Annotated in this window: 21 protein-coding genes; 3 read left to right on the top strand and 18 right to left on the bottom strand. The window is 65.4% G+C overall.

Translation table 11 applies throughout. From position 1 onward, the window contains the following. Positions 1–226: 226 nt before the first annotated feature. The 15 genes from ACFQZV_RS03900 to ACFQZV_RS03830 form a co-directional block, all read right to left on the bottom strand. The gene (locus ACFQZV_RS03900) at positions 227–1,321 is read right to left on the bottom strand and encodes a Gfo/Idh/MocA family protein (protein WP_378750661.1); all 1,095 of its coding nucleotides are present in this window, start codon (positions 1,319–1,321) and stop codon (positions 227–229) included. Continuing rightward, positions 1,306–2,010 carry a ThuA domain-containing protein gene (locus ACFQZV_RS03895; RefSeq protein ID WP_378750663.1) on the bottom strand — a complete coding sequence of 235 codons (705 nt, stop codon included), beginning with the start codon at positions 2,008–2,010 and terminating at the stop codon, positions 1,306–1,308. The genes ACFQZV_RS03900 and ACFQZV_RS03895 overlap by 16 nt, the downstream gene beginning before the upstream one ends. Positions 2,011–2,067: 57 nt before the next feature. After that, entirely contained in the window at positions 2,068–2,901 is an 834-nt protein-coding gene (locus tag ACFQZV_RS03890; RefSeq protein WP_378783259.1) for an amidohydrolase family protein, read from the bottom strand. Between the two features lie 16 nt (positions 2,902–2,917). Then, positions 2,918–3,256, bottom strand: coding sequence for an L-rhamnose mutarotase (locus ACFQZV_RS03885; RefSeq protein ID WP_378750667.1), 339 nt, complete (start codon positions 3,254–3,256; stop codon positions 2,918–2,920). Then, on the bottom strand, positions 3,253–4,002 hold the full coding sequence (locus tag ACFQZV_RS03880) for an SDR family NAD(P)-dependent oxidoreductase (protein ID WP_378750669.1): 750 nt from the start codon (positions 4,000–4,002) through the stop codon (positions 3,253–3,255). The genes ACFQZV_RS03885 and ACFQZV_RS03880 overlap by 4 nt, the downstream gene beginning before the upstream one ends. Next, complete coding sequence (locus tag ACFQZV_RS03875) at positions 3,999–4,841, bottom strand: fumarylacetoacetate hydrolase family protein (RefSeq protein WP_378750671.1); 843 nt, start codon at positions 4,839–4,841, stop codon at positions 3,999–4,001. The genes ACFQZV_RS03880 and ACFQZV_RS03875 overlap by 4 nt, the downstream gene beginning before the upstream one ends. Continuing rightward, positions 4,838–6,187: an L-fuconate dehydratase gene (locus ACFQZV_RS03870; RefSeq protein WP_378750673.1), complete on the bottom strand. Its 1,350-nt coding sequence runs from the start codon at positions 6,185–6,187 to the stop codon at positions 4,838–4,840. The genes ACFQZV_RS03875 and ACFQZV_RS03870 overlap by 4 nt, the downstream gene beginning before the upstream one ends. Further along, complete coding sequence (locus ACFQZV_RS03865) at positions 6,184–7,209, bottom strand: aldo/keto reductase (protein ID WP_378750675.1); 1,026 nt, start codon at positions 7,207–7,209, stop codon at positions 6,184–6,186. Before ACFQZV_RS03865 ends, ACFQZV_RS03870 begins: the two co-directional genes overlap by 4 nt. Next, positions 7,193–7,912 (bottom strand): FadR/GntR family transcriptional regulator, encoded by a 720-nt coding sequence (locus ACFQZV_RS03860; protein ID WP_378750677.1) that lies wholly within the window; start codon positions 7,910–7,912, stop codon positions 7,193–7,195. The genes ACFQZV_RS03865 and ACFQZV_RS03860 overlap by 17 nt, the downstream gene beginning before the upstream one ends. A gap of 109 nt (positions 7,913–8,021) precedes the next feature. After that, entirely contained in the window at positions 8,022–9,020 is a 999-nt protein-coding gene (locus tag ACFQZV_RS03855) for an ABC transporter substrate-binding protein (RefSeq protein WP_378750679.1), read from the bottom strand. Between the two features lie 47 nt (positions 9,021–9,067). Beyond that, a complete protein-coding gene (locus tag ACFQZV_RS03850) occupies positions 9,068–10,096 on the bottom strand; it encodes an ABC transporter permease (protein WP_378750681.1) in 1,029 nt (342 codons plus the stop codon). Beyond that, entirely contained in the window at positions 10,093–11,706 is a 1,614-nt protein-coding gene (locus ACFQZV_RS03845) for a sugar ABC transporter ATP-binding protein (protein ID WP_378783257.1), read from the bottom strand. Before ACFQZV_RS03845 ends, ACFQZV_RS03850 begins: the two co-directional genes overlap by 4 nt. Positions 11,707–12,013: 307 nt before the next feature. Further along, the gene (locus tag ACFQZV_RS03840; RefSeq protein WP_378750685.1) at positions 12,014–15,583 is read right to left on the bottom strand and encodes a PDZ domain-containing protein; all 3,570 of its coding nucleotides are present in this window, start codon (positions 15,581–15,583) and stop codon (positions 12,014–12,016) included. Positions 15,584–15,714: 131 nt separating this feature from the next. Further along, the gene (locus tag ACFQZV_RS03835) at positions 15,715–19,485 is read right to left on the bottom strand and encodes a glycosyl hydrolase family 95 catalytic domain-containing protein (RefSeq protein WP_378750687.1); all 3,771 of its coding nucleotides are present in this window, start codon (positions 19,483–19,485) and stop codon (positions 15,715–15,717) included. Positions 19,486–19,879: 394 nt separating this feature from the next. After that, entirely contained in the window at positions 19,880–20,215 is a 336-nt protein-coding gene (locus ACFQZV_RS03830; RefSeq protein ID WP_378750689.1) for a hypothetical protein, read from the bottom strand. Between the two features lie 329 nt (positions 20,216–20,544). Here ACFQZV_RS03830 and ACFQZV_RS03825 point away from each other — a divergent pair, with 329 nt between their 5' ends. From ACFQZV_RS03825 to ACFQZV_RS03815, 3 genes are read left to right on the top strand one after another with little or no spacing between them, the layout of a single operon-like run. After that, positions 20,545–21,651 carry an acyl-CoA dehydrogenase gene (locus ACFQZV_RS03825; protein ID WP_378750691.1) on the top strand — a complete coding sequence of 369 codons (1,107 nt, stop codon included), beginning with the start codon at positions 20,545–20,547 and terminating at the stop codon, positions 21,649–21,651. A gap of 5 nt (positions 21,652–21,656) precedes the next feature. Further along, on the top strand, positions 21,657–22,976 hold the full coding sequence (locus ACFQZV_RS03820; RefSeq protein ID WP_378750693.1) for a PIG-L family deacetylase: 1,320 nt from the start codon (positions 21,657–21,659) through the stop codon (positions 22,974–22,976). After that, positions 22,973–23,698: a glycosyltransferase gene (locus ACFQZV_RS03815; RefSeq protein WP_378750695.1), complete on the top strand. Its 726-nt coding sequence runs from the start codon at positions 22,973–22,975 to the stop codon at positions 23,696–23,698. Before ACFQZV_RS03820 ends, ACFQZV_RS03815 begins: the two co-directional genes overlap by 4 nt. On the opposite strand, the gene ACFQZV_RS03810 is transcribed toward ACFQZV_RS03815, so the two are convergent. From ACFQZV_RS03810 to ACFQZV_RS03800, 3 genes are all read right to left on the bottom strand, one after another. Next, complete coding sequence (locus ACFQZV_RS03810; RefSeq protein ID WP_378750697.1) at positions 23,674–24,177, bottom strand: GNAT family N-acetyltransferase; 504 nt, start codon at positions 24,175–24,177, stop codon at positions 23,674–23,676. The two genes, ACFQZV_RS03815 and ACFQZV_RS03810, sit on opposite strands and share 25 nt — an antisense overlap. Beyond that, complete coding sequence (locus ACFQZV_RS03805; RefSeq protein WP_378750699.1) at positions 24,174–25,058, bottom strand: SDR family oxidoreductase; 885 nt, start codon at positions 25,056–25,058, stop codon at positions 24,174–24,176. The genes ACFQZV_RS03810 and ACFQZV_RS03805 overlap by 4 nt, the downstream gene beginning before the upstream one ends. 194 nt (positions 25,059–25,252) lie before the next feature. After that, a complete protein-coding gene (locus ACFQZV_RS03800) occupies positions 25,253–25,723 on the bottom strand; it encodes a MarR family winged helix-turn-helix transcriptional regulator (RefSeq protein ID WP_378750701.1) in 471 nt (156 codons plus the stop codon). Positions 25,724–25,740 lie beyond the last annotated feature (17 nt).

Genomic DNA, 25,740 nt, shown 5'->3' with positions numbered 1-25,740 from the left:
TGGGCGGCCCGGTCGAAGCTCGCGGGCCGGGCGGCAACGCCGCCACCTCCGACGCTATTGCCGCCCTGCGTCACGCGGGCCGATGATCGCCCGCCGCGAACGACACGCGGATGCGGCTGGCCGCCGCATCCGTCGGCTGATACTCGGCTGACACGCTCGCGCTACCCGCCGGGCGTCAGGGGCGCTCGAGGCTCGCACGTCGAGATTGTCCCCGCCTGCCCGCCGGTCATGTCCTAGGCGGCGGAAGGTGCGGGATCGGATCTGGTCGTCGCGTTGTCGTCGTGAGCTCTACGACGCGGCGACCCCGCCCCGCTTCGAGAATCGACTCCATGATCTCGAGAACGTGCAGCGCCAACTCCCCCGAGACGCGATGCTCCCGGCCTTCGCGCAGCGCCTCGCCCATATCGATCAGGCCCAGACCTCGCCCTCCCTCTCGATGACCCGCGCAGTGGTCGAGGGACGCCCACTCGCCGGACTCCGCAGTGAAGATCTCGACCGCGTCGAAAAAGCGGTTCGGGTCGGGCACCGCGACGGTGCCGCTCGTTCCATAAACCTCGATGCCTGCCATCCGGGTCGCCCACACCTCGAAACTCATCGTCACCGTCGATACGACACCGGAGGCGTGCTCCAGAACAGCCGTGACGTGGGTATCGACACCGACCGGCACCGCACGCCCGGCGTGCGGCCCCGTCGCCACCATGCGTTCGCGCTCCGACCGAGAAGTATGTCCGAAGACCCGCGCGACAGGTCCGAGAATGGAGACCAAAGCGGTGAGGTAATACGGCCCCATGTCGAAAAGGGGCCCCGCGCCAGACTGGTAGTAGAACGCGGGCGACGGGTGCCAGAGCTCATGCCCGGGAGCCGCCCACACAGCCGAGGCTGCCACTGGAGTGCCGATGTCACCGCGATCGATCGCCGCTCGTGCGGACTGCACGCCGGAGCCGAGGACGGTATCGGGCGCACACCCCAACAAGACGCCGGCCGCCTCGGCGGAGCGCACAAGCTCAGCCCCGTCCGCGACGGTGAGCGCCAGCGGCTTCTCGACGAAAACGTGCTTTCCCGCCGCGATCGCCCGGGCGCAGATATCCGCGTGCGCCTCGGGAACGGTCAGGTTCAGCACCGCGTCGATGCCGTCGGCTGCGATCAGACCGTCGACGCTCAGCGCCGTCGCGCCAGTGCGTGCAGCCACCTCTTCCGCCCGCACCGCGTCGAGGTCGGCGACCGCGACGATCTCTACATCGTCCCGACTGGAGAGCGTCGCGAGGTACTGCCCACTGATCTTGCCCAGGCCGATGATGCCGACCTTCATCGACTCGCCCACAGCAATCCCCTCTCGACGATGGTTCGCACGTTGTCATCGGCGAGGACCGACGGGTCGTGCCCCGGAGTGGCGACGAACACGCGTCCTTCACCCCATGTACGTGTCCATATCGCGGGGCACGTCACTGTCCTCCCCCACGGATCGCCCGGCTTGCTCGGATGTGTCGTCGTCGCCAGCACCTCGTTGTACTCGTCCGTGAGCACCCAGTACTGCTCGGTCGTCAGCGCGAACGATTCAATCCCTTCGGTGATCGGATGCGTCGACCCGCGCTCCGTGATATCGATCGAGTGATGGACGAGATTGTCGCTTGAGACTCCCGCCCGTCGCTCCACGGGCTTCTGGGGGTGGGCGACGAACTGCCCGCCGACGAGGTGAAGGTACTCGGCGCTGTTGCGGAACGAATCGACAACGCCTCCATGCCACCCGGCGAAGCCCAATCCAGCGCGGACCGCAGCATCCAATCCGCGCATCGCGTCATCTTCGATGCTCGACATCGTGATGCACTGCAGCACGAGATCGGTCTCCGCCATGGCGCGAGGGTCCGCATACACGCGAGTGCTCTCCGACACCTCCACCCGATACCCGCGCTCTTCGAGAAACGGGATGAGCACGTCCGTCGTTTCGACGGGAAAGTGCCCTTCCCACCCTCCCCGCACAACGAGAGCCTTCTTCGCGTTCAAGGACCTCATCGTTCGCTCACCCTCCTCGATGCGGCGTGGTCGCCCGCGCTCGCCTCGGTGTCGAGGCTAATCCAGGTCGAGCCGGTACACCGCACGGGCCGTGTGTTCGCGAACCTGCGCCCATTCTGCGGCGGAGGCTCCCAGAGCACTCGCGACGAGGTCGAACCAGTCCGCCCGGACCATCCCCCGCCGGCGCGACACCGGGTAGTCGCTTCCCAGCATGCTTCGATCGGGACCGAAGAGGTCGAAAGCCGCGCGAAGCCAGGGACCCAGAGCGCCGGCAGTCGGCTCGGACACGGTTTCGGCCGGCAGGCCGGACAGTTTCAGGAAGACGTGCGGCAAGGAAGCGAGGTCGGCGAGCTGCGAGCGCCACAGCGCGAAGGTCTGGGTGTCGTCAGAGTCGAGCGGCGGCTTACCCAGGTGGTCCAGCACGATCGGAAGCCCCTCGTGGCGCGCGGCGAGACGCGTGAGCGCCGAGAGCTGTTGCCAATGGATGCACGCATCGAACGTCCAACCGCGAGCCGACACCGCTTCGAGTCCGGCGTCGAGGTCGGGAGAATCGAGGAGCTCTTCATCCGCATCCTGGAGCAGTCGGCGGATCCCGACGACGCCCGGTACCGCATCCAGCGCGGCAAGGTCTGCCGTCACGGCAGCCGTCTCAAGCGGCGCGAATGCCACGATGCCGGCCAGATCGTCCGCTCCGCGGTCTGCCACCCACCGCGCCTCTTCGAGGCCTTGTGATGCCAGACAGTCCGCCTGCACGAACACGAATCGGGTCTTCTCGCGGTCCCCCTCCCGAAGGTCAGCGGGGAGGAAGACCTTCGGCAACGTATCCGCCTCAGCCAACCAGGGATAGTCGAGGACGCCGGTGTCCCAGAGGTGAGCGTGCGTGTCGATCAACACAGTGTTGGTTCCTTCAGTCGGCGTGGAAAACCTCAGGCAGACTCTTCCACCATTCGCCCGGCGCACGATCATCGAGGGGTCGTTGCAGTGGTTCCATGATGCTCCACCACCGCTGCGTGGTCGGGTCGGCGGCTATCCCCGCCATGTCGGCGTCGTAGTCGTCGCCGACATATTCCATGTACGAGAAGAGCAGATCCCCGTGACGATAGATCGAGTAGTTGCGCACACCGTGCCGCCGGAGGGTCTCGAGCACTCCCGGCCAGACATCGGCATGGTAACGGTCGTACTCCGCCGCGTGCTCGGAGGGCAGGCCGATGACCGATGCGATGCGCCGAACGGCGCCCGTGCTCATTGCGGCCTCACCCGCAGATGCGTCACCCCGCCGTCGACATCCAGCGCAGTACCGGTGACCGAGCGAGACGCAGGGCTGGCGAGGAAGACGATCGCATCGGCGACCTCCTCGGGCGTGACCATACGACCCGTGGCCTGTCGCGCGTCAAGCGCCGCCCGCTCGGCGACCGGATCGGGGAACTTCTTCAGCATCCGCTCGACGAAGGGGGAGGAAACGGTCGCGGGGTTCACGCAATTGACGCGAATGCCCTCACGCACGTGATCGGTCGCCATTGCGAAAGTGAGCGACATGACGGCGCCTTTGGAAGCGGCGTACACGGCCCGTTGGGGCAGACCGTTCAACGCGGCGATCGAACTCACGTTCACCACCGCGGCCGCCGACGACTTCCGCAGCCATGGCAGCGCGGCCGACGTCACACGCGCCATTCCCACCACATTCAGATCGAGCACGCGCAACCACTCGGCGTCGTCGTTCTCCTCGACGGTTCCCACGGCGCTGATCCCCGCGTTGTTCACGACGATGTCAATGCCGCCGAACTCCTCGCCGACACCCTCGACCGCCGCGGTCACGGAGTCACGATCCGTGACGTCGGCGACGACGCCGAACAATCCGTCGTCGAGGTCGTCCACGGCGATGTCCAGCACGGCGACGTTCGCGCCCTGCGCCCGCAACGCGAGCGCCGTCGCGTTGCCGATGCCCGATGCCCCTCCGGTCACGACCGCGGTCAGTCCATCGAATGCACTCATGCCTGCACCATCTCCTGTCGCGAACGACCGAGTCCGTCGATCTCGAGTTCCACCACGTCACCCTCACGCAGATAGGGCTTCGGGTCGGGATGCCCCAACGCGACTCCCGCGGGTGTGCCGGTGTTGATGACATCACCGGGGCGAAGCACCATGAACTGGCTGATGTAGTAGACCAGGAACGGAATGTCGAAGATGAGATTCTTCGTCGAGCCGTCCTGCATCAAAGCGCCGTTCACCCACAACCGCAATCCCAGCGCCCCGGGCTCGGCGACTTCGGAGGCGGGAACGAACCAAGGTCCCATCGGGTTGAAGGTCTCACAGCTCTTGCCCTTGTCCCACTGGCCCGACCGTTCGAGTTGAAACTCGCGCTCCGACACATCATGTGAGACGACATACCCCGCGACATGGGCCATCGCGTCCGCAGGTGACGAGACGTATCGCGCCGTGCTACCGATGACGACGCCGAGCTCGACCTCCCAGTCGGTCTTGACCGAAGTGCGCGGAATGAGCACGTCGTCGAACGGGCCGACGACCGTCGACGGGTCTTTCATGAACAGCACAGGTTCGGCCGGATACTGCGCCCCGGTTTCATCGGCGTGGTCGCGGTAGTTGAGGCCGACGCACACGATCTTGCCCGGCCGGGCGAGGGGAGCGCCGACACGCTGGTCGCTGATGTCGATTTCGGTCAGGGAGCCGTCGGCAACCGCCTGTCGTGTGCGGGCTATGCCATCTGAATCAAGGAACGCACCGTCGATCTCGGCCTCGACCGCGAACGTTCGTCCGTCGATCTCGACGACCGCCCGCTCGGCGCCGACCTCGCCGATTCGCATGAATTTCATCTCTCTCCTCCCACCACGAGGGCGTACTCGTGAGCGGGCGACGACGCGCCCTCGGATTGCCAGTAGGTCCCCTCAGGGAATCGAAAAGTCTCGATCGTCTCGGCGTACATCTCGGCGCTGTATCCGGGTGCCGACGGCAGCCGGTAGGCCCCGTCCTCGACGATGCACGGGTCGACGAAATGCTCGTGAAGGTGATCGACGAACTCGGTGACGCGGTTCTCCAGCGTCGCCGACACCGCGACGTAGTCGAAGACCGACAGGTGCTGGACGAGCTCGCACAGCCCGACACCGCCGGCGTGCGGGCAAACGGGCACATCGAACTTCTTCGCCATGAGATAGACGGCGAGGATCTCGTTCACACTGCCGAGGCGTGCGGAGTCGAGCTGACAGAAGTCGATCGCCTCTGCTTGAAAGAGCTGTTTGAACAGCACACGGTTCATCCCGTGCTCACCCGTCGCGACACCGATCGGATGCACGGCCTTGCGGATCGCCGCATGGCCCAGCACGTCATCCGGACTCGTCGGCTCCTCGATCCACAACGGCTGGAACTGCGCGAGCTGCTGCACCCACTCGATCGCCTCCGGCACGTCCCACACCTGATTCGCATCGATCATGAGCTTCGCGTCCCAGCCGATGACCTCACGTGCGATCCGGCAACGACGGATGTCGTCCTCGAGGCTCGCGCCCACCTTGAGCTTGATGTGTTTGTAGCCGGCGTCGACAGCCTCCTGACACAGACGTCGCAGCTTGTCATCGGAGTAGCCGAGCCAGCCTGCGGACGTCGTGTAGCACGGATACCCGGCGCGTTCGAGCTCGGCGATCCGGTCTTCACGGGTCGGCTCAGCGTCCCGGAGGATCGCGATCGCCTCCTCGCGTGTCAGCGCGTCGCTGAGATACTTCAGGTCGGCGACGTCGACGAGCTGCTCGGGTGTCATGTCCGCCAGGAGCCGCCACAACGGCTTGCCCGCACGACGTGCCGCAAGATCCCATACCGCGTTCATCACGGCGGCGAGCGCGAGATGGATGACACCCTTCTCAGGTCCGAGCCATCGGAATTGAGAGTCAGCGCCGAGCTCTCGATACACGGCGCCCAGGTCGCCGATGATCTCCTCGACGTCCCGGCCGATCAGCGGCAGAGCACGCTGACGGGCCGCCTCGACGCAGAGATCGTTGCCGCGCCCGATCGTGAAGGTGAAGCCGAACCCCGACAGCGAAGGGTCGTCGGTGGACAGCACCACGTACGCGGCGGAGTAGTCGGCGTCCTTGTTCATGGCATCGGATCCATCCGCCGAAACAGAGGTCGGAAACCTCACATCGTGAACGGCGACTCCGGTGATGGTCGTCATGGGAGGACATCTCCTGTCTGAGGGGGATAGTCGGAACCGAGAAGCCCTCGGTCCTGAAGGTCGCGCCAGAGCGCGTGGGGCACGGCGGCTCGGTAGCGTTCGAGGTTGCTCGTCACATGCGCGTCTGTGCGGGCACCCATGACCACCGACACGACGGCGGGGTGGTGCAGAGGGTAGGAGATCGCAGCTTCGGGCAGAGTGACGCCGTGCTCAGCACACACCGCGGCGATCGCGCGAGCCCGGTCGATCAACGCGAGAGGAGCCTGCTCGTAATCGAACTTCGCGTCCTCGGGCACCGTCTCGGCGCTCAACAGTCCGGAGTTGTACACACCGGCGATGACCACGCCCACGCGATGCTGCAGCGCCACAGGCAACAGGTCCGAGAGAGCATCGTCGTCCAGAAGCGTGAACCTGCCGGCGCACATGACGACATCGACATCGCACTCTCGGATGAACCGCGCGAGCATCGGAGCCTGGTTCATCCCCGCTCCGACCGCGCCGATGACGCCCGCCTCACGCAGACGCACGAGCTCCGGCAAGGCCTCCGTCACGCACTGGTCACCGAACGCGTCGGGGTCATGGAGATAGACGATGTCGACATGGTCGAGCCCGAGTCGCTCGAGGCTCTCCTCGATCGACCGGCGGACGCCGGGTCCGCTGAAGTCCCACTGCCGGCGAAGCGACGCAGGTACCGCGAAGCCATGGTCGTCGGCCTGATCCGCAGTCTCGGGGCTCGGCACCAGCAGGCGACCCGCTTTCGTCGACAGCGTGAACTGCTCCCGCGGTCTCCCGCGGAGTGCGTCACCCAAGCGACGCTCCGAAAGCCCGAGGCCGTAGTGCGGGGCGGTGTCGAAGTACCGGATGCCCTCGCTCCAGGCCTCATCGACAGCGGCGCGCGCAGCCGCATCCGTGGTCTGCGTATAGAGATTGCCGATTTGCGCGGCCCCGAAGCCCACTTCCGAGAGGCGGACCCCGTTGCGAAGCGACGACGTGCGTATCGTCGTGTCAGTCGGCGAGCCCATCGGCATCCCCTTGGTCGGCGTCGTCCAGCATGCGTGCGGCTTCTTTGAGCCAGTTCTCGACACCCGCGATGTGCGCGGTCATCAACGCCCCCGCCAGCTCCGCATCACCACCGCGCACCGCAGCGATGATCGCGGAATGCTCCGCGATCGTGCGATCCACAGCACCCGTCTGCGACAACCCCCGCCACACACGCGCACGAACCGTACTGCTCGACAACGTCTCGAGGATCCCCGAGAGGTACCGGTTCCCGGCGGCCGAGGCAAGCTCCCGATGAAACACCGTGTCAAGCTCGACCAGGTCATCCACCGTCTGCGTCGCACGTGAACGTTCCACGATCGACTCCAGCGAACCGAGCAGCTCCTCCGAGGCACACCCCGCCGCCACGCGCGCCGCAGCAGCCTCCAACATCCTCCGCACACTGAACATCTCGATGAGCGTCGCATCGTCATGGATGTCCACGACGAACGAGATCCCCTCCAGCAACACCTTCGGATCGAGACTGGTCACATACGTGCCATCGCCGCGACGCACATCGAGAACACGAATCGCCTCGAGCGACTTCACCGCTTCACGCAACGAGTTCCGGGAAACCCCGAGAACCTCGCCCAGCTCCCGCTCCGGCGGCAACCGATCCCCCGGCTTCAACTCCCCCGTCTCGATCATCATCTTGACAGCGGCAATGGCGTTATCGGTTTGCGACATCGGATGCTCCAAACACTCGTGCGTCTCACCAATATGGACAGAAGATCAGGTGCAGGTGCGGGCGGTGATGCGCCCACACCTGCACCGATCGGACTCGACCGATCGTCGATCAGTCGTAGAGCACGGCCCGGATCTCGTCATCGTCGATGTTGTCCGAGGTGTACCAGTAGAACCCCGTGTCGATGGTCTCCGGCAAGGACTCACCGTTGATGGCTTCGACGGCTGCCTTCACGGTCTCGTAACCGATGCCGACCGGGTTCTGCGTGATCGCTCCGAGCATGGTGCCCGAGGTGATGGCATCGATCTGCGCCGCTCCGGAGTCGAATCCGACGATCGTGAGCGAACCGTCCTCGAGCCCGAGCTCGTCGACCGCCTGCACAACGCCGATCGCCGAGCCTTCGTTCGAGCCGTAGATGCCGGCGAGGTCGGGGTTCGCCGAGATCATCGCCTTCGCCAGGTCAGCGGACTGAGCCGGGTCGCCGCCGCCGTACTGGATGTCGACGATCTCGATGCCGGGTTCGTTCGCCTCCATGTACTCCACGAAGCCGTCACGACGCTGCTGACCGGTCAGCGACGTCTGGTCGTGCACGACCATCGCGACCTTTCCTTCGCCACCGATGGCCTCCGCCATCTGCGCGGCGGCTTCGGCGGCCGCCGCGAGGTTGTCGGTCGCGGCAGTGGTGAGCGGAATGTCGCTGTCCACACCCGAGTCGAAGGCGATGACGGGGATGTCCTGCGACTGCGCCTGATCCAGAAGCGGTCCGACCGCCTGGCTGTCCAATGCGGCGATACCGATCGCATCCGGGCTCTTGTCAAGTGCCGTCTGCAACATCTGCACCTGCTGGTCGACGTCGGCTTCGGTGTCGGGGCCTTCGAACGTCACCTCGACGTCGAACTCTGCGGCGGCCTGCTCGGCTCCCGCCTTCACGGCCTGCCAGAACTGGTGCTGGAAGCCCTTCGAGATGAGCGCGATGTACGGCTTCTCGCCTGAACCGGCGTCACCTCCTGTCGCTCCGCCGTCGCTCGACGAGTCGCCTGAGCAACCGCTCAGCGCGAGCGCTGCGACCGCGATACCCACCGCGGTGGTGATTGCGCGCTTCTTCCACATGTTTCACTCCTTCGTGTTTGTTGTTGGTGCGGGATGGGCGGTAGAGATCATGTCGACGCGCGGCGCCGAAGCATATCGAGGTAGACGGCGACCAAGATGACGATGCCGACCGCAATGGATTGCCACTCCTGGGGCACCGAGATGATGCGGAGACCGTTGGTGAGCACGGCCATGATGAGAGCACCGATCACGGTGCCGACGATCGACCCTTTGCCGCCTGCCAGAGATGTTCCGCCGATGATCACGGCCGCGATCGCCTCGAGTTCGACGCCGAGGCCACCGGTTGGCTGTGCCGAACTCAGACGGGACGCGGAGAGCACTCCGGCAAGTCCCACGAAGAGTCCAGACATCGTGTAGATGAGGATCTTCCACTTCTTGACGTTGACCCCGGACAGAGCGGTCGCGGCCTCGTTGCTGCCGATTGAGAACGCGTAGCGTCCGATCACCGTCTTCGACAAGACGAACGCGGCGATGACGATCACAGCGAGGAAGATCGCAACCCCGAGCGGGAATCGCGTGCCGGGGATGATCGGCAAGTTCATGATGTCGCCGAATCCGGGAGTGTCGTTGAAGTAGATGGGGCTTGTTCCCGAGATGACCAAGGAAAGCCCAGAGGCGATCAGCATCATTCCCAGCGTCGCGATGAACGGCGGGATACCCAGAATCGAGACATTGACACCGTTGACGAACCCGATGAGGGCTCCGAATGCCACAGCGGCGATCACGCCGAGCCAGAGCGGCCACCCCCAGTAGGTGAGGAACACTCCGGTCATCACGCCGCACAGGATCATGCCCGTACCGATCGATAGGTCGATCCCGCCCGTGATGATGACGAAGGTGGTGCCCAGCGCAAGGATGCCGACGACGGTCGCGGCCACCAGGATGCTGATGACATTGTTGACCGTCAGAAAGTGCGGACTCAAGAAAGAGAAGACCACCACGATCACGATGAGGCTCGCGAAGGCAAGCAGCTGTTGAAGCGACCCGCGAAGTCGATCGCGGAATCCGCCACCGGACTGCGTGACGAGGGTACCCGTCGGAAGCGTCGGCGTAGGGGTGGATGATGTGTCGGTCACGTGCTCACCTCGGTGCTGGTGTCGGTGGCATACTCCATGAGGATCTCCTGGGTTGCCTCTTCGTTAGAGATGACTGCGGTCAGGCGTCCTTCGCACATCACTGCGATGCGGTGGGAGACCCGAAGGACTTCGGGCAGGTCGGACGAGATGACGATGATGGCTTTGCCCTGCGCAGCCAGCCGCGTCAGCAGGGCGTAGATCTCTTCTTTGGCTCCGACGTCGATGCCGCGCGTCGGCTCGTCGAAGATCAGCACGTCGCAGTCGCGCTCAAGCCACTTCGCGATGCCGACCTTTTGCTGGTTTCCCCCAGACAGGTTTCGCACCTCCTGCGTGGTAGCCGGTGTCTTGATCCGCAGTGCGATGATGTACTCGCGTGCGACCTCGTCCATCCGCTTGACGTCGACGATCGGCCCCTTGACGAAGGACCTCAACGAGGGCAACGCGATGTTCTCTCTCACGTCGCGATCGACGAGTACGCCCAGCTTCTTTCGGTCCTCGGAGAGATAGCCGATTCCGTTCCGCGCTGCGGTCGCCGGCGACCCGATGCGTTGCACGGTCCCGTGTACCTCGACCGATCCGCCGCTGATCGGGTCGGCACCGATGATGGCGCGCGCAAGCTCGGTTCGCCCCGCTCCCATGAGCCCGGCGAAGCCGAGGATCTCGCCCGCTCGCGCCTCGAAGGAAACATCCCGAAGCAGGTGGTCGGTGCTGAGGTTCTTCACCGACAACAGCGTCGCGCCGGGGTCGGCAGGTTGAGGGCGCTGCTCGACGGAGATCGTTCGGCCGACCATCAGCGAGATGATCTCGCGATCGTTCGTCTCCGCCATGGCACGGTCTCCCGCGTTCGTGCCGTCGCGCAGCACGGTGACGGCATCGGCGATCTGAGCCAGCTCCTGCATCCGGTGGGAGATGTAGATGACGCCGGTCTGCGGGGTCACGAACCGGCGGATCAGGGTGAACAGCGTCTCGACCTCGGCCTCGTTCAGCGCCGCGGTCGGCTCGTCCATGATGAGCACTCGCGCGTTGTAGCTGAGCGCCTTCGCGATCTCGACCATCTGCTGGCGTGCGACGGACAGGTCACCGACGATCGCGTCGGGGCGAAGCCGCAGCTCGAGCCGGTCGAGCAGTTCCTGAGTCTTGCGCCGCAGCGTGCGGTCCGAGAGCACACCGAATCGCCGGGGCTCGCGCCCGATGAAGATGTTCTCAGCGACCGTGAGGTCGGGCATCAGATTCAGCTCCTGATGGATGATGCTGATCCCGAGCTCCTGCGCGTGCTTGGGCGACTCCGGCTGGAAGGGCTTGCCCTCGAGCTCGAATTCGCCGGTGTCAGGCGTGTAGATGCCGGACAGCAGCTTCATGAGCGTGGACTTGCCGGCACCGTTCTCACCGACGAGGGCGAGAACCTGCCCGTATCCCAGCTCGAGGTGGACACCGCTCAGAGCCTGGACTCCGGGGAACCCCTTGCTCGCGTCGCGAATGCTCAGCAGCGGCGTCGCGGGTGCGACGGCGGGAGCGTTCGCGCCGGTGTCGACGTCCATCAATACTCCTCTTCGAGTGACGTAGTACCAATTGCTGGGACCTTGGTAGAAACGGTATGAGATGGGATGCATGCTGTCAAGCTATTGGTGGGATGTTTAAGCTGCTTCAAGATGATGAGCGCGGTAGAACGCTGGATTCTCGCTTGAAACATGGGACTCGTGCATTCCCGGTGGCAGGGGTGTGGACGGTCAGAGGTGGGATCGCCGGACGCAGGTGTAATCAGCGGAACCTGTCCACCAGCGCCTCGAGAGGCTCGTAGTCGTGGCGCTCGACGGCTCATCTCGCGTTGCCGGATGACGGCCGACGAGTGCACGGCACCAGGCTGCCCTCCGATCGCCGATCGGAGGGCAGCCCATCGCCCACGTCAGTCGCGCTCGATCACTCGAGAGTGAACTCGACAGTGGACACGTTTCCCGCGACGTCGACCACTTTCATGACGTTGGCACCCTGCACCGCACCGAACTTGCCCGGAGCAACGAAGTTCACATCGGACCACTTGTTGTCCGCCAGGTCCTTCACCACTCCGTTGATCTCGAACCGGTCGATCTTGCCTGCGTCGAACAGTTTGAAGCTGACGAGGCCGTATGGGTCCTCGCCGACGGTGAACTGCGCGCCGCTCTTGACCTGCAGCGTCGGAGCAGTGGCATCGATCGTGAACGCGAATGATCCAGTCCTGGCGATGTTCCCGGCAAGATCCTCCGCGTTGTACTTCACGTAGTACTCGCCATCGGGAAGACGCACCGTTGCAGTGTGCGTCGCCGCGGTCGCACCGTCGGCCACGGCAGACTGCGTCGACTTCACCAACGTCGCGCCCTGATAGACGTTCGCCACGATCCGCTTCAGCCCGTGATCGTCCGTCGCGTCGACCCTGAGATCGAGCTCCGGGAACGGACCCGACTCGGAAGGAGCGACCAGAGTCGCCACCGGACGCTCCGCATCCGGCTCCGCGTCTTCCGCGGGGTGGGTGAGGAAGGCATCGACGATCATGTAGCTGCCGGTCTTCTTCGTCCCGGTGATGGTGTGCACCCCCGCAGGCAAGCCGCTGACCGACAGCACGGTCTGCTGATGCATGCGCGTGGGACTGTAGAACGACTGCGTCGTGTAGGGCTCACCATCGATAGCGATGTCCACGTCGCCGAGGTCCCCGTTGATCTGCGAGATCACGTCGATTCCGGTTCCGTGGAAGGTCAGCTCCCACGCGTCGCCGTCGTTTTGCGTGGCGTCGATGTCCCGCAGGTGCGCGCCTCGGCCTCCGCTCGTGATGTCCCGCCAAAGCCAGCTCTCGGCGGTGGCGGGCTCTGCCGTGCGGTAGATCACGCCCGATGTGTTGTTCAGAAGCTCGGGAGCGGTCGGTTTCGTCAACGAGATGGCCACATCGGTGGAGCCTCGCCGCACGTCCAGCGTGATCGGTTCGCCCGCTGGCAGCGCGTTGTAGACCTGCCAGAACGAGTTGCGATCCTCGGAGAGCTCCTCTCCATTGATGGCGCGCATCAGGTCGTCGGGCTCGAGACCCGCCGCCGCGGCCGTGCTGTCGCTCGGCACCGACACGAACCTGACGCCCTTCGAGTCGTTGATCGCATACGCGGACTGCTCGGCGCGTGTCGTGATGTTGTCGATCTGCCCGCCCCACAGCTGCTCGACGAACCTCTGCCGTTCGACCTCAATGGGGACCTCACCGCCCGAGTCCGGCAGCAGGACCGCCGGCGGGGGCAGCGGGGCACCGGGTGCACCGAAGCCCGTCATGGGGATGTTGGTATAGCCGAGTGCGACAGCGGGTGAGTCGGCGCCGACCGTGAAGTCGTACTCGCCGGCCGGATCCGAGCTCGTGAAGCCGGGAGCGGCCACACGGGAGTTGCGATCCATCCCTGCGGCGTACCACTGGGCCGACGTGTTCAGCGTGCTCCCGTCGGCCGAGAGCTGTTCGTTCACACCGGGCTTGGTTCTCATGCCGATCGGATCGCCGGCATTCCAGAACAGGTTTTCGTCGATGTCGTACGCGGCGAGCGCCGGCTCGTTGTTGGTGTTGAAGTACGGATTGTCCCCCAACGTGATGTTGTTTCGGATCACATCGCCGTTCGGCATGTAGCTCACTTGCTCGAAAGTCGATCCGTCCAGGATGAGGTTGTTGGTCACCGTGCGATCGAAGCCATCCCGCAGCTTGATGCCACCCTTGAGCAGGACGTTGTTCGTCATGATGAACTGCGACGACCCGTCATCGAGGTCGATCGCCCAATCGCCGTCGTGCCAGAACCGGTTGTGATCGATGACAATGGGTCGGATCGTGTCAAGCTTCGCCATCTCGCGCGCCTGCTCCGGAGTCAGCTCGCCGCCGGTGTTGCCCATGAAGGTCACCCCGTCCGCGAGGCTCGCGAACGCGTCCCTGCGCGCACCCGTCTCCCAGAACCGACTACGACCCCAGGCGTTGATCGACCCGTTGTCACCCGTCTCGTTGACGCAGTCGAAGATGTCATTGTCCTGGATCAGGTGACCACCCCACGTCGTGTCGGAGAAGTTGAGGCACGCGCGGGGGCTGTTCGACATCGTGTTTCCGCGAACAGTGACATCGAGCGCAATCGAGATGTTGACCGAAGAGGTCTGCTTCTCGTAACGGCCGTGATTGCTCATGGCGTTTCCCTCGATGAGCACGTCGCGCGGGTAGTCTTCGGTCTTCGGCCCGGCACCCAGGTCGGTGATGTCCGGCGTAGTGAAGTAGTTGCCCGCGTAGTCGCGCACTGACGACGGCGAACCGACCACGTGCACGTCGGTCGCGCCGTTGTTCTCGAAAACGCTCGTCACGATCTCGGTGCCCTCGTTGTAGCCGTCGAGGAAGACCGCGTTCCCGCCGAGGTCGGTGAAGGCGGAGTCGACGATGGAGACATCGCGCGTGTTTCGGATCGTCATGGCGCCCTTGCGCACGACCGACCAGTCACCCCGCGAGAGGCCCTCGAAGGTGCTGTTGAACAGGGTGCGGTGCGTCCGACCGAACTCGATGCTCTCGAACGTGATGTCGTGGAGCGGGTCCGCCGCCGATGTTCCTTCGAGGATGACGAGCTCATCGAGTTCGCCCACCTCGACCTTCGCGTTGTCGAGGTCGACACCGGGACCCGGCTTGAGATAGAGCTTGCCCGCATCCCGGTCGAGGAACCATTCGAAGGGCGCGTCGAGCTCTTCGCGCACGTTCTCCACCATTACCGCATTCGCGCTGAGAGGACGTTCCTCGTTGCAATTCTGCGGGCGGTTGTTGTCGCCGACGAAGTCGAGGAGCAGCTCGCCGTCTTCCCGACCCCCGATGGTGAACGAGACGCTTCCCCAGTCTCGGCAGTGCATGGCACGGACGTATCCGGTGGTGGGATCCGCCCACTCGGCCGAGCGCGCGTTCAGGGTCGCGAGGGTCGTCGTCCCTTCGAGACGCGGCGCGTTCTCGTCGTAGTCGGGATACCGGGCCATCACCTGCCGGACATCGTCGATGAAGAGCTCATCGAAGTCGATGCCGACGGGCACGTCGGTGACCAAGACGCTCGGGTCGTTCGCGGTAGGCGTCCATGAACCAGTCAGCACTCGGCCTCCCTTGATTCTGGTGCCCTCCTCCGAACCCACCCACCGGACGGGTGCGCCGTCGGCTCCCGAGTCGGCGTTGGTGAACAGCAGAGTTTCATCGAGGTAGTAGTCCCCCGCCGCGAGGGCGACGGTGATGGACTCCGCATCCGGGGTCACCTCACGTACCAGCTCCTGAGCCCGCGGAAGGGTTTGAACCGGTGCCGTCGGCGAAGTGCCGTCCGCGGCATCGTCGCCGTGCGGCGCGACGTAGACCGTGATCGGGTCTGCCGCGTGTGCAGGTACGGCGACGAGTGTCGAAAGTACGAGCGCCGCGAGACCGACGCCGGCTGCGATGCGCGATCCGCTGCCGCCGCGTGGGGCGCGCAACCGCGTGGACTCTATCTCTGACATGCCATGAACTCCTCTGTTCATCGGTTGGTGTGGGTGTGCTGGGTCGCGTTTCGCAGAGAATGCTGGGGTAGAGCCTCAGGCAGTCAGGTCACATGCGCCCGCTCTCGTCGTCAGATGTCGGGGTCGGCTGCTTAGTGGGCCCCGACGGGCAACCGCACGCCTGGCGGCTCCACGAGGGTGAACTCGACGAGGGTCACGTTGCCGGCGATGTCGAAGACCTTCAGCTGATTCGGGCCGAGCACGCCGCCGAAGGCTCCGGCGACGACATGGTTGAGGTCCGACCACACGTTGTCGTCGAGATCCTTGGCCGTGCCGTTGAGCTCGACACGATCGATCTTGCCCGGGTCGTGCAGTTTGAAGCTGACCTTCGCGTAGCCATCGCCATCGCCAACCGTGAACTCGCTGCCGCCCTTGATGCTGACCGTCGGCGGCGTCGAGTCGATCGTGAACGGCGCCTGCCCGGTGCGCGAGATGTTGCCGGCGAGATCCTGCGCATTGAACTTCACCGTGTAGTCACCGTCGGGCAGATCCACCGTCGCCGTGTGGGTGCCGGATGCGGCCCCATCGGGCACGGCCGACTGCGTCGACCGGACCAGGGTCGATCCCTGATAGATGTTCGCGACGATCCGCCGCAACCCGACGTCGTCGGTCGCGTCAACCCGAACGGCGAGCTGCGGGAACGGTCCCCCCGTGGATGGCGAAACAAGGAGCGCCTCTGGTCTCACCACGTCCGGCTCCTCGCCGGGCTCCTCAGGTCCGAAGATCTGCACCTCTGCGAGGTGGAGGGCGACGGAGGTTCCCGAGTTGATGCCGGTCAACTGCACGCGGACGAACCTGCCGGTGCGGTCGATGTCGAACTCGGCCGACGGCATGGGTGCGGCCTCGTGATAGAAGGCGGCCACTCCCGGTTGGGCGAGGACCTCGTCCAGCGATCCTGAGACGAACGGAGCGTCGGACACCAGTACGTAGAATTCCTTCGTGCGCTGAGCGGGAACCGGATTGGTGCGGTTCCAGATCACGATCTCGTCGATGTCACGGATCTCCCCCAGGTCGACCTCCCACCAGGGTTGATCCTCGAAGTCCGTGTGACTGTGGGAGTCCACCTCGTCGGTGTTCCCATCGATCGCGCGCTCGGGGACTCCACCGAATCGTGTCGAGGACTGCGAGGCCGTGCCGGTGTAGACAGGACGATCGTCGGTCGCGCTCTCGTCTGGAAGGAGGCGCACTGTCGTCGCTCCCTCACTTTCGCGGCCGTCTGACGAGACCGCGGTCACTCGAAGAGTCATCTGCTCGATCTGATCGAGATCATCGGCCCGGTAGGTGAACTCGGCGTCCTCGACATCCGACGCCACCAGTTCGTACTCCGGCGCACTGCCGACCGCCCGGTACAGCCGATAGGACGCCGCATCCGTCGACGCATTCCATGCCAGCTCAACCTCATCGCGCTGATCCTCGATGATCGCGAGATCTGCGGGTGCTCCGAGCGGATCGACCGCCGGGATGCCGGTGATGAGGATCGACTGACCCTCGGTCGTCTCGATCGCGACGAGGTCCTGACCGTCCGGCACCGCATCGACCGGTTCGCCGTCCACGGTCACCACCGCGTCGGCGATGTTCGGGTAGCTGAGCTTGGCAGTCCCCCCCGACTTCGCGAGCACGCTGATGCGATCCGCGTGACCGTTCGACCACGCGGCGGACACTTCGAAGTTCCCCCGTGCGAGCATCCCCTCGAAGCTGCCGTCAGCCCATTCATCGGGGATGGCCGGCAGCGGGGAGATGATGTCGTGGTGGCTCTGCAGCAGCATGTCGGCCACCCCCGCTGTCGCGCCGTAGTTGCCGTCCGCCTGGAACAGGACTCCGGTCAGCCGATGGTTGTTGAACAGGTTGTGCATGAGGTGGTTCTGCAGCAGGTCCTGGTAGTAGGAATAGGCCTGGGCGCCGTCGTGCACCTTTGCCCACAGGCTGATGCGCTTGGCCTGCGCCCAGCCGATGCCGCTCTCGCCGCCACGTCCTTCGAGAGTGACCTCTGCGGCATCCAGCCAGGCAGGAGTCAGCGTCGAGATCAGCTGTCCGGGCGACATGCCCAGAAGGTGGGAGATGTGGCGGTGTCCCGGATCACCGAGCTCGCCGTAGTACTCCTCCTGGCGGAACTCCTTGATCTGGCCCGACGTGCCCACCTGGATCGGATCGAGGAGGGGGAGTTGACTCTCGAGCGTCGAGAGCCGCGGATCGGAGCGTCCGAGTATCTCGGCCGCCTTGAGCGTGTTGAGATGGGTCTCGTAGATCATCTGCTGATCGAAGGTGGTGCCGACCGTGTTGCGAGGCAACTGCTCGGGAGATGACGAGGGGTTCGCAAGGAGCAGTCCGTCCTGCTCCTGCACGAAGCGCGACAGGAAGTTCGCCTGCCCGTAGATCGCCGGGTACACGACATCTTCGAGCAGCCCTTCGTCACGCGTGTAGTCGAAGTAGTCCCAGAACATGAGGCCGATCCAGCCGCCGGTCCCGAAGCCTGCAACGGCCGACTTGCCGGGGATGTCGTAGGGAGCGGTCCAGAACGGTCCCGACCAGCCGTTGTCACCGTCGGGGTCGAGCTCGGACGGGTTGTACAGATCGATGTACTCGGTCGCGTACGCCTGTTGACGCGGCACGAACGCCTCGAAGAAGTCGGTGTAAGACTCGAAGAGCTCGGGCATGTTCGTGGGGAACGCCGGCGAGTACGCCATCTGGAGGTTGAGGTCGTGCAGGTAGCGCGAGCCCCACGGCGGGTTTTCATAGACGTTCCAGATTCCCTGCAGGGTGGGTGGCAGAGTGCCCGCACGTGAGGACGAGATCAGCATGTACCGCCCGAACTGGAACGCGAGCTCTTCCAGGTAAGGGCTGGGCGTGCCCGAACGGTAAGCGTCGATGAGGTCGTCGGTCGGGACGGTCGGCTCTTCGCCGCCGATGTCGAAGCTCATGCGCTCGTACAGCTCGAGGTAGTCGGCCTGGTGCGCGGCGAGCAGCTCGTCGTAGGTCTTCGCGGATGCGTCGGCGAGAGACGCGGTCACCTCGTCATGCGGATGCGGGAATCCGGCGAGCTTGGCGAGCCGATCCTCGGTCAGCACGACCTGGGGATCGAACTCGTAGTTGGTACCGAGGGTGAAGAGGATCGTCGCGCTGTCGGCGTTCGAGACGGTGATCGTCCCGTTGCCGTCGTCATTGTGGGCCTCGAGCGTGCCCCCTTGCGGGATCACCTTGAACTGACCCTCGAACTCGATCCCGTACCACTCCATCGTCCCGGACATCGTGATGGTGTCGTCGACGGCGACCACCGTTCCGCTCTTTCCGCGGCCGTCTCCGGGGCTGTCGCGGTACTCACGAAGGAACGGAATGGTGGGGCGAAGCGTGAATGAGAGCTCGCCCGCTTCGGATACACCCAGACGCATGGCCAGCACCTTGTCGGGATAACTGGTGAAGTACTCCCTCGTGAACTCGCTGCCCCCGTGTACGTACCTCACCCGGGCAACCCCCTCGTCCAAGACGAGTTCCCGCATGTAGTCGGCCACGCCGGCGTGTCCGAAGTCGAGGTTGATCTCGGCGAAGCTGTTGAGCCCTCCGGGACGCTGCCCGCCACCCTCGATGGAGTCATAGAGACTGTTCTCGGTGACCTGGAGTCTCTCGGTCTCGGTCCCGCCGAACACATTGACACCCATGTAGCCGTTGCCGAGCGCCAGAGAGCGATCGGCCCAGCCCCCGTTGTCATCCGGAGCCGGTTCGTCATACCAGAGGCGGTGCTGTGGGGCACCTTCCGCCACAGCCTCCTCGGAACTCTCGGCCGATGCCGCGGGCACGGCGACGAGAGCCGTCCCGATCAGAGACAGCGCGGTGCCGACGGATACCAGAGTGCGGATGCCTGCTCGCACAGTTCCTCCTTGAGCTGTGGGAAAGGTCGGATGTTTGATCCAGATACATCCGATGTTCGGCATCATTAGAGCGTTAATCGATGCTCAAGTCAACCTATGGGTTCATCTACATCCCATGTCTGATAGAACCTATGGGCTGTTCTCGCCGTAGCATCGGGTGGTCGGCGCACGGACGATAGGAGTTATGTGCGATCGACCGATACTCTGCGTGGCTCGTGCCGCGCCACAGCTCCCTATGTGTCGTAGCATCCCCTGCTTGTTGCCAGAAGGTGCTGGGATCGAATGCCGGCACGGTCGACCCGCCTCGATCTTGCGTGCCGAGCGCACGCCTCAGGAATGGTCGCGAGTCACCTTTCGCCGACGTCCTCCCAGCTCACCGAGATCGACACACCCGTCAGGGACGCTCCGGCCTGATGCGCCGGGCTCGCCCCGCGCGGGATGAGCGCACAGCAGTCAGGGGCGGAAGATGAGGGATCGGATCGGGCTTGAAGCGGTCTGAGCGTTCAGCTCGGACACGAGCGGCGGCCGCCACCACCTCCTCGTGTGTCGGGAATCGATCGATACTCCGCGGCGCGCCGCGCACCCACACCACCTCGAAGTCACCTTCGGGAGTCCGTTCGACGTACGCGACGACCTTGAGGGGGTGATCGTCGTCGACGCTCTCATCACAGAGACGCCACGAACCTTCCGCGATCTCGTGGAGCGTGAACCCCTGCTGCCCTGCACTCATCGACGCCTCCTTCGGTCGTGATTCATGGATCACTGTGTGCCCTGAGCCGCCCATCGACGAAACCCTTGACAAAGCGCTCGATCAGCGTCCCGAGCGGCCTCGATCGGCTGTATCCGTTCGCCAGGGGTCGACATGGTCCCGCAACTCCAGATCATTAGCACTCAGCACCCGAGAGCGCAAGGGCCATCACGATCGCCTGCCTGCCGTTTACCTTCATCTCGTGCGCACCGGTCCTCGCCCGGTGCGCCCTCCCCCACCACGCGTGACCTCACACAAGGAGCGCAACCCATGGCTCTTCTCGCGTCGCACAATCCCCGCTGGACCGTCGCATGGCGCTGAACCTCATCGATCCGAAGGACTGGACCCCCAGCGTGTTCGTCGAATCACTGGACCAACCCCTATCCCTTCACCCCTTCGGCGCGCGACAGGGCGACGCCGCCTGGTACGCCCTCCAGACCGCCGGCGCGGTTCCGCTTCTCGGAACTCACGTCGGTGCGACGATCGATTGGGCGGTCGAAGCATCACGCCGGGCCCCACTGCCGGGCTTCGGCCGTACGGCCGAAGCGTGGGAGGTACTCGCATCCGCTGCCGTTGCAGACGTTTCTGCAGCTCGGGCCATGGAACCCCACCTCGACGCGCGTTCGATCATCACCCAGGCCGGCATCGACGGCTACGACGTTGACCTCGATGCGATCAACGCTGACGATGACTCCTCGTGGGGCGTCTACGCCGCAGAAGGCGCACGGCTCGAGGCACGTCCGACCGACGAAGGCTGGGTGCTCAGCGGCACCAAGAACTGGTGCTCCCTCGCGGATGATCTGAGCCACGCTCTTGTCACCGCATGGACCGGCGCAGAAACTCGGCGGCTGTTCGCGATCGATCTCAAGTGTTCCGGCGTGCACGCCCACCGAGGTCCTTGGCACGCTCGCGGGTTGAGTCGCATCGTGAGCGCGCCCGTCGACTTCGACGACGTACCGGCGACTCCCGTCGGCCCCGACGGGTGGTACCTGCAGCGGCCGGGATTCGCGTGGGGCGGCATGGGTGTGGCCGCGGTGTGGTGGGGCGCCACCGCCCCCCTCGTGCGCGCCGTCGTCGACAGGGCCGCATCCGAGGGTGCCGATCAGATCGCCGCGATGTATGCCGGTGCGGCCGACACGGCGTTCTGGTCGCTTCGCTCGGTGCTCGCCGAAGCCGCGCACGCCGTCGACGCCGGCGTCACGGGTCGCGACCTGAGGATCACGGCGGAGCGCGTCCGAGCCATCGCCGCATCGACCGTGGAAGAGGTGATCCGAATCTCCGATCACGCGCTCGGACCCGGGCCCCTGACCACCGATGAGAAGCACGCCCGTCGCGTCTCTGATCTGCGGATCTACGTTCGTCAGCACCACGCCGAACGTGACCTCGCCCGACTGGGCTCGCTCTTGGCCCGACGATGAGCGTCGTGTTCGACCACCGCGAGCCCGGTACCTCCGAGCAGACGTGGACGGAGGCAGCACCATGGCAAGACGCAGCGGCGATGCCCTTCGTCGTCGACAGGCTCCTGGTGATCGCCGCGCACCCCGACGACGAGACTCTCGCGGCATCCGGGCTCATCGCCGCGGCTCACTCGGCAGGCGTCGCCACGTCGGTGCTCATCCTCACCGATGGGCAATCCGCATCCGGGGGCGAAGCGCGCTCGCTCGCCGTCCAGCGCCGTATCGAATCGATCGAGGCCCTCGCGGAGCTCACCGACGGCGCGCCGGTACAGTTCGCGGGGCTCGTCGATGGCACGCTCCGCGAAAACCGGTCTCTCGTCCGCCGGGCCATCACCGACGCACTCAGCGAGGTGGACGCGACCGACATCGTCATCGTCGCCCCCTGGTGGGGCGACGGTCACCGCGACCATCGCATCGCCGGCGAGGTCGCGCGCGAGTTCGTGGGCCCGGGGGTGCGGGTGTTCGGTTACCCGCTCTGGCTGTGGCATTGGGGAGACCCACGGGCGATCGACACCGAGGGGTGGCACATGCTGCCACTCGACGAGCGTGCACGCGACGCCAAGCGCCGGGCGATCGATCGACACCGCTCGCAGATCACGGGCGACAAGCCGATCATCCACTCCCGCATGAGGGCGCACTTCGAGCGCCCGTTCGAGATCTTCATCGCCGCCGAGCCGGGCGCGGATCCCGATGAACCACCCGGGCCGGACTGGTTCACAGACTTCTACGCCCGGCACGACGATCCGTGGGGTTTCGAGACTCGCTGGTACGAGCACCGAAAGCGCGATGTGCTCCTGGCGACACTGCCCGACCGACGCTACCGTCGCGCGCTCGAACTCGGCTGCGCGACGGGGCTCACCACCGCGCGCCTGGCGGCACGCTGCGACGAGGTGGCCGCCGTTGATGTCGTCGAGGATGCGCTCAAGCGAGCCCGCGCCCACGTCGCCGAGCATGCCCCCGAGTCCGACGTCGAGTTCCTGCGATTGCAGACCCCGGCGCAGTGGCCCGACGGCGAGTACGACCTCATCGTGCTGTCCGAACTGGCGTACTACTGGACGCGCGATGAGTTGGCGGCCGCGCCGCGCAAGATGGATGCCGCGCTCAGCGAAGACGGCGTGGTCGTCGCCTGCCACTGGCGGCATCCCATCCGGGGTTGCGCGATGACCGGCGACGATGTGCATCGCGCTCTCGCGCGACACCCGGGGTGGGTACGCCGCATCCGGCACATCGAAGACGACTTCGTTCTGGACGTGTTCCGCAAGCGTTCCGACGGGATCGAAACATGACGACGCGTGCCACGATCAGCGCGGTCGGAGTCGTGGTTCCGGTCCACAACGAGGAAGCACTGCTCGGCGCGTGCCTGGGCGCTCTCACTCGCGCTGTCGCGGCGGTACCCGCGCACGTCGCCGTGGAGGTCGCCGTCGTCCTCGACGCCTGCGCCGACGGATCGGCCGAGATCGCCGAGAGGGCGGGGTTCCCGACCATCGCGGTGGAAGGCCGGTGCGTCGGTCGGGCCCGGCAGGTCGGCGTCGAGGCGGTGTTGCAGCAACTGACGGATCACCCACCTGAGGCCGTGTGGCTGGCTCATACGGACGCCGACAGCGTCGTGCCGGCGCACTGGCTCACCCACCAGCTCGATCTCGCGGCGGAGGGTGCGGATGCCGTCGTCGGCACCGTTCGGCCTGACTTTCGGGATCTCTCACCCGCCCAGGTGGACGCGTGGCATCGAACGCACACGCCGGGCGAGGCGAACGGGCATGTCCACGGAGCCAATCTCGGAATCCGAGCGAACGTGCTCGTGGCTGCGGGTGGTTTCGAGCCGATCGCCGTGCACGAAGACGTCGGTCTCGTCGAGCGGGCGCGACGCGGAGGCGCGCTCATCGTCCCTTCGGACCACGCGTGGGTGCGCACGAGCGGGCGTCAGGTGGGCCGTGCTCCCGGCGGCTACGCGCGGTACCTGCGCGAGGACCTTGAGCCACTCGCTCAGGGCTTGCTCACCTCCGGCTGAGTCAGCCGCTTGCGCAGGAAAACCTGCGCCGTGCCGTCGCCCTGGTCGACGCGCTCCGACTCGCGATAGCCCTCACGCTCGTACAGCCGGACATTGGCTTCGCTCAGCGAACCCGTGAAGAGCTCGGCGGTGTCGCATCCCCTCTCGAGGCCGCGTTCTTCGACGGCGGCGAGAAGCGCACTTCCGATGCCCTCGCCTTGCTGGTCCGGCGCGATCGAGATGCGACCGATCAAGAGCGTGACGGTGTCCGCAACTGCGCGCACCGCCCCGACGATCCGAGGCCCACGCAGCGCCACGCATCCGAGGTTGTCGTGGAGTTCGGCAGACAGTTCTTCGAGTGTCTGCGTCAGCGGGGGCATGTCGGGGTCGCCATAGATCAGGGCCTCTTGCACGAACGCCGCGCGCTGCAGCGTCAGCACTTCGCCCGCGTCCTCTTGACGGATGCCGCGGATGACGACCTCGTCGCCGGTCTCGGTCACAGACCTTTGCCTCCGGTCACCGGCAGGACGGCCCCGGACACGAAGCTCGCCGCATCCGAGGCCAGATACACATAGGCGCCGGCGAGTTCGGCCGGCTGCCCGGCACGCCCGAGCGGGGTGTCTTGACCGAATGTGGCGAGGCGTTCCGCATCCCAACCTGTTGCGGGAATCAACGGCGTCCAGATCGGTCCCGGAGCGACGGCGTTGACACGGATGCCGCGGGGGCCGAGATCCTCGGCGAGCGCTTTGACGAAGGCAACCTGGGCGGCCTTCGTCATGGCGTAGTCGATGAGACCCGGGGAGGGATTGAACGCTTGGATCGACGAGGTGACGATGATCGAGGCACCCGCGGCGAGGTGAGGGATCGCAGCGCGAGCGGTGAACATCATGCCGTAGAGGTTCGTTCCGAACACCCTGTCGAGCTCTTCGGTCTGCAGGGATTCCAGGCCCTCGCGGTCTTTCTGGTAAGCCGCGTTGAGAACGACGAGGTCAAGGCCACCGAACTCGGCGACGGTCTGCTCGACGATCCGTGCCGCGAACGATTCGTCGCGGATGTCTCCGGCGAGTGTCAACGCCCGCTGACCCGCCTTCTCGATGAGTGATCGCGTCGAGTCGGCGTCGTCCTGCTCTTCGGGCAGATGCACGATCGCGACATCCGCACCCTCGCGTGCGAAGGCGATCGCGACGGCTCGCCCGATGCCTGAGTCGCCCCCGGTGATCAGCGCACGCCGTCCGGCCAGTTTCCCCGAGCCGCGGTAGCTGTCCTCACCGTGATCGGGGCGCGGATCCGTGTCACGGATCAGCCCCGGCTGCTGCTGTTCCTGTGCCGGGAATCCGTCGTCGCGATAGGCGTGGCGCGGATCTTCGATGGGGTCGCTCATTCCGTCTCCTTCGCTCGGGGTGTGTGGGCCGAGAGCCACGTTAGGCATGGGCCGAGGCATGGTCACACCTCTGGCGAGACGCGCCAGAAGGTGGTATTACGAGACTTCGATCGACCGGGGTGCCCGCACATCACTTCCGCCGTGCAGGAGCACGCCCGGGCTCGACGACCGACTCGATACGGCGATCGGTGGGCTCACTCCTCCGTCGGGTCCGGAACGGATCTCTCTGCGATACGTGCGCCGACGCCCAACTGATCGAGTAACACGGTGAGCACGGCTCCGGCACGGTCGACATCCGCCACCGTCACGTGCTGGAGGACGGAGGCGCGCAGCTCAGCACGGATCTGTCGCGCCGCGTCGATCGCCGCGCGCGCCCGCGCAGTGAGCTGAACGGACTTGCGGCGCGCATCACGGGGATCCGCGACGGTTTCGACGTACCCCGACCCCGCAAGTTCTGCGACGGTCTTCGACATCGCTTGTTGCGTCACGTCGAGCGTCCTCGCCAGGTCCGAAATGGAGTGTGGTTCGACTTGGAGTCGCTGGAAGACATACCCGTGTCTGGTACTCAGGCCGACGAATCCCCGCTCGCGGAGCCGATCTCGGACGTGCGCGCCGAGGGCACCTCCCGCCAACGACACGAGGGACAACACATCGACATCACTCATAAGCACAACTATAGTTG

Source organism: Microbacterium koreense (genome assembly GCF_042677105.1).
GTDB lineage: Bacteria > Actinomycetota > Actinomycetes > Actinomycetales > Microbacteriaceae > Microbacterium > Microbacterium koreense.
Note: the sequence above shows the minus strand (reverse complement) of the source record. Positions and strands in the feature narration are given on the sequence as shown.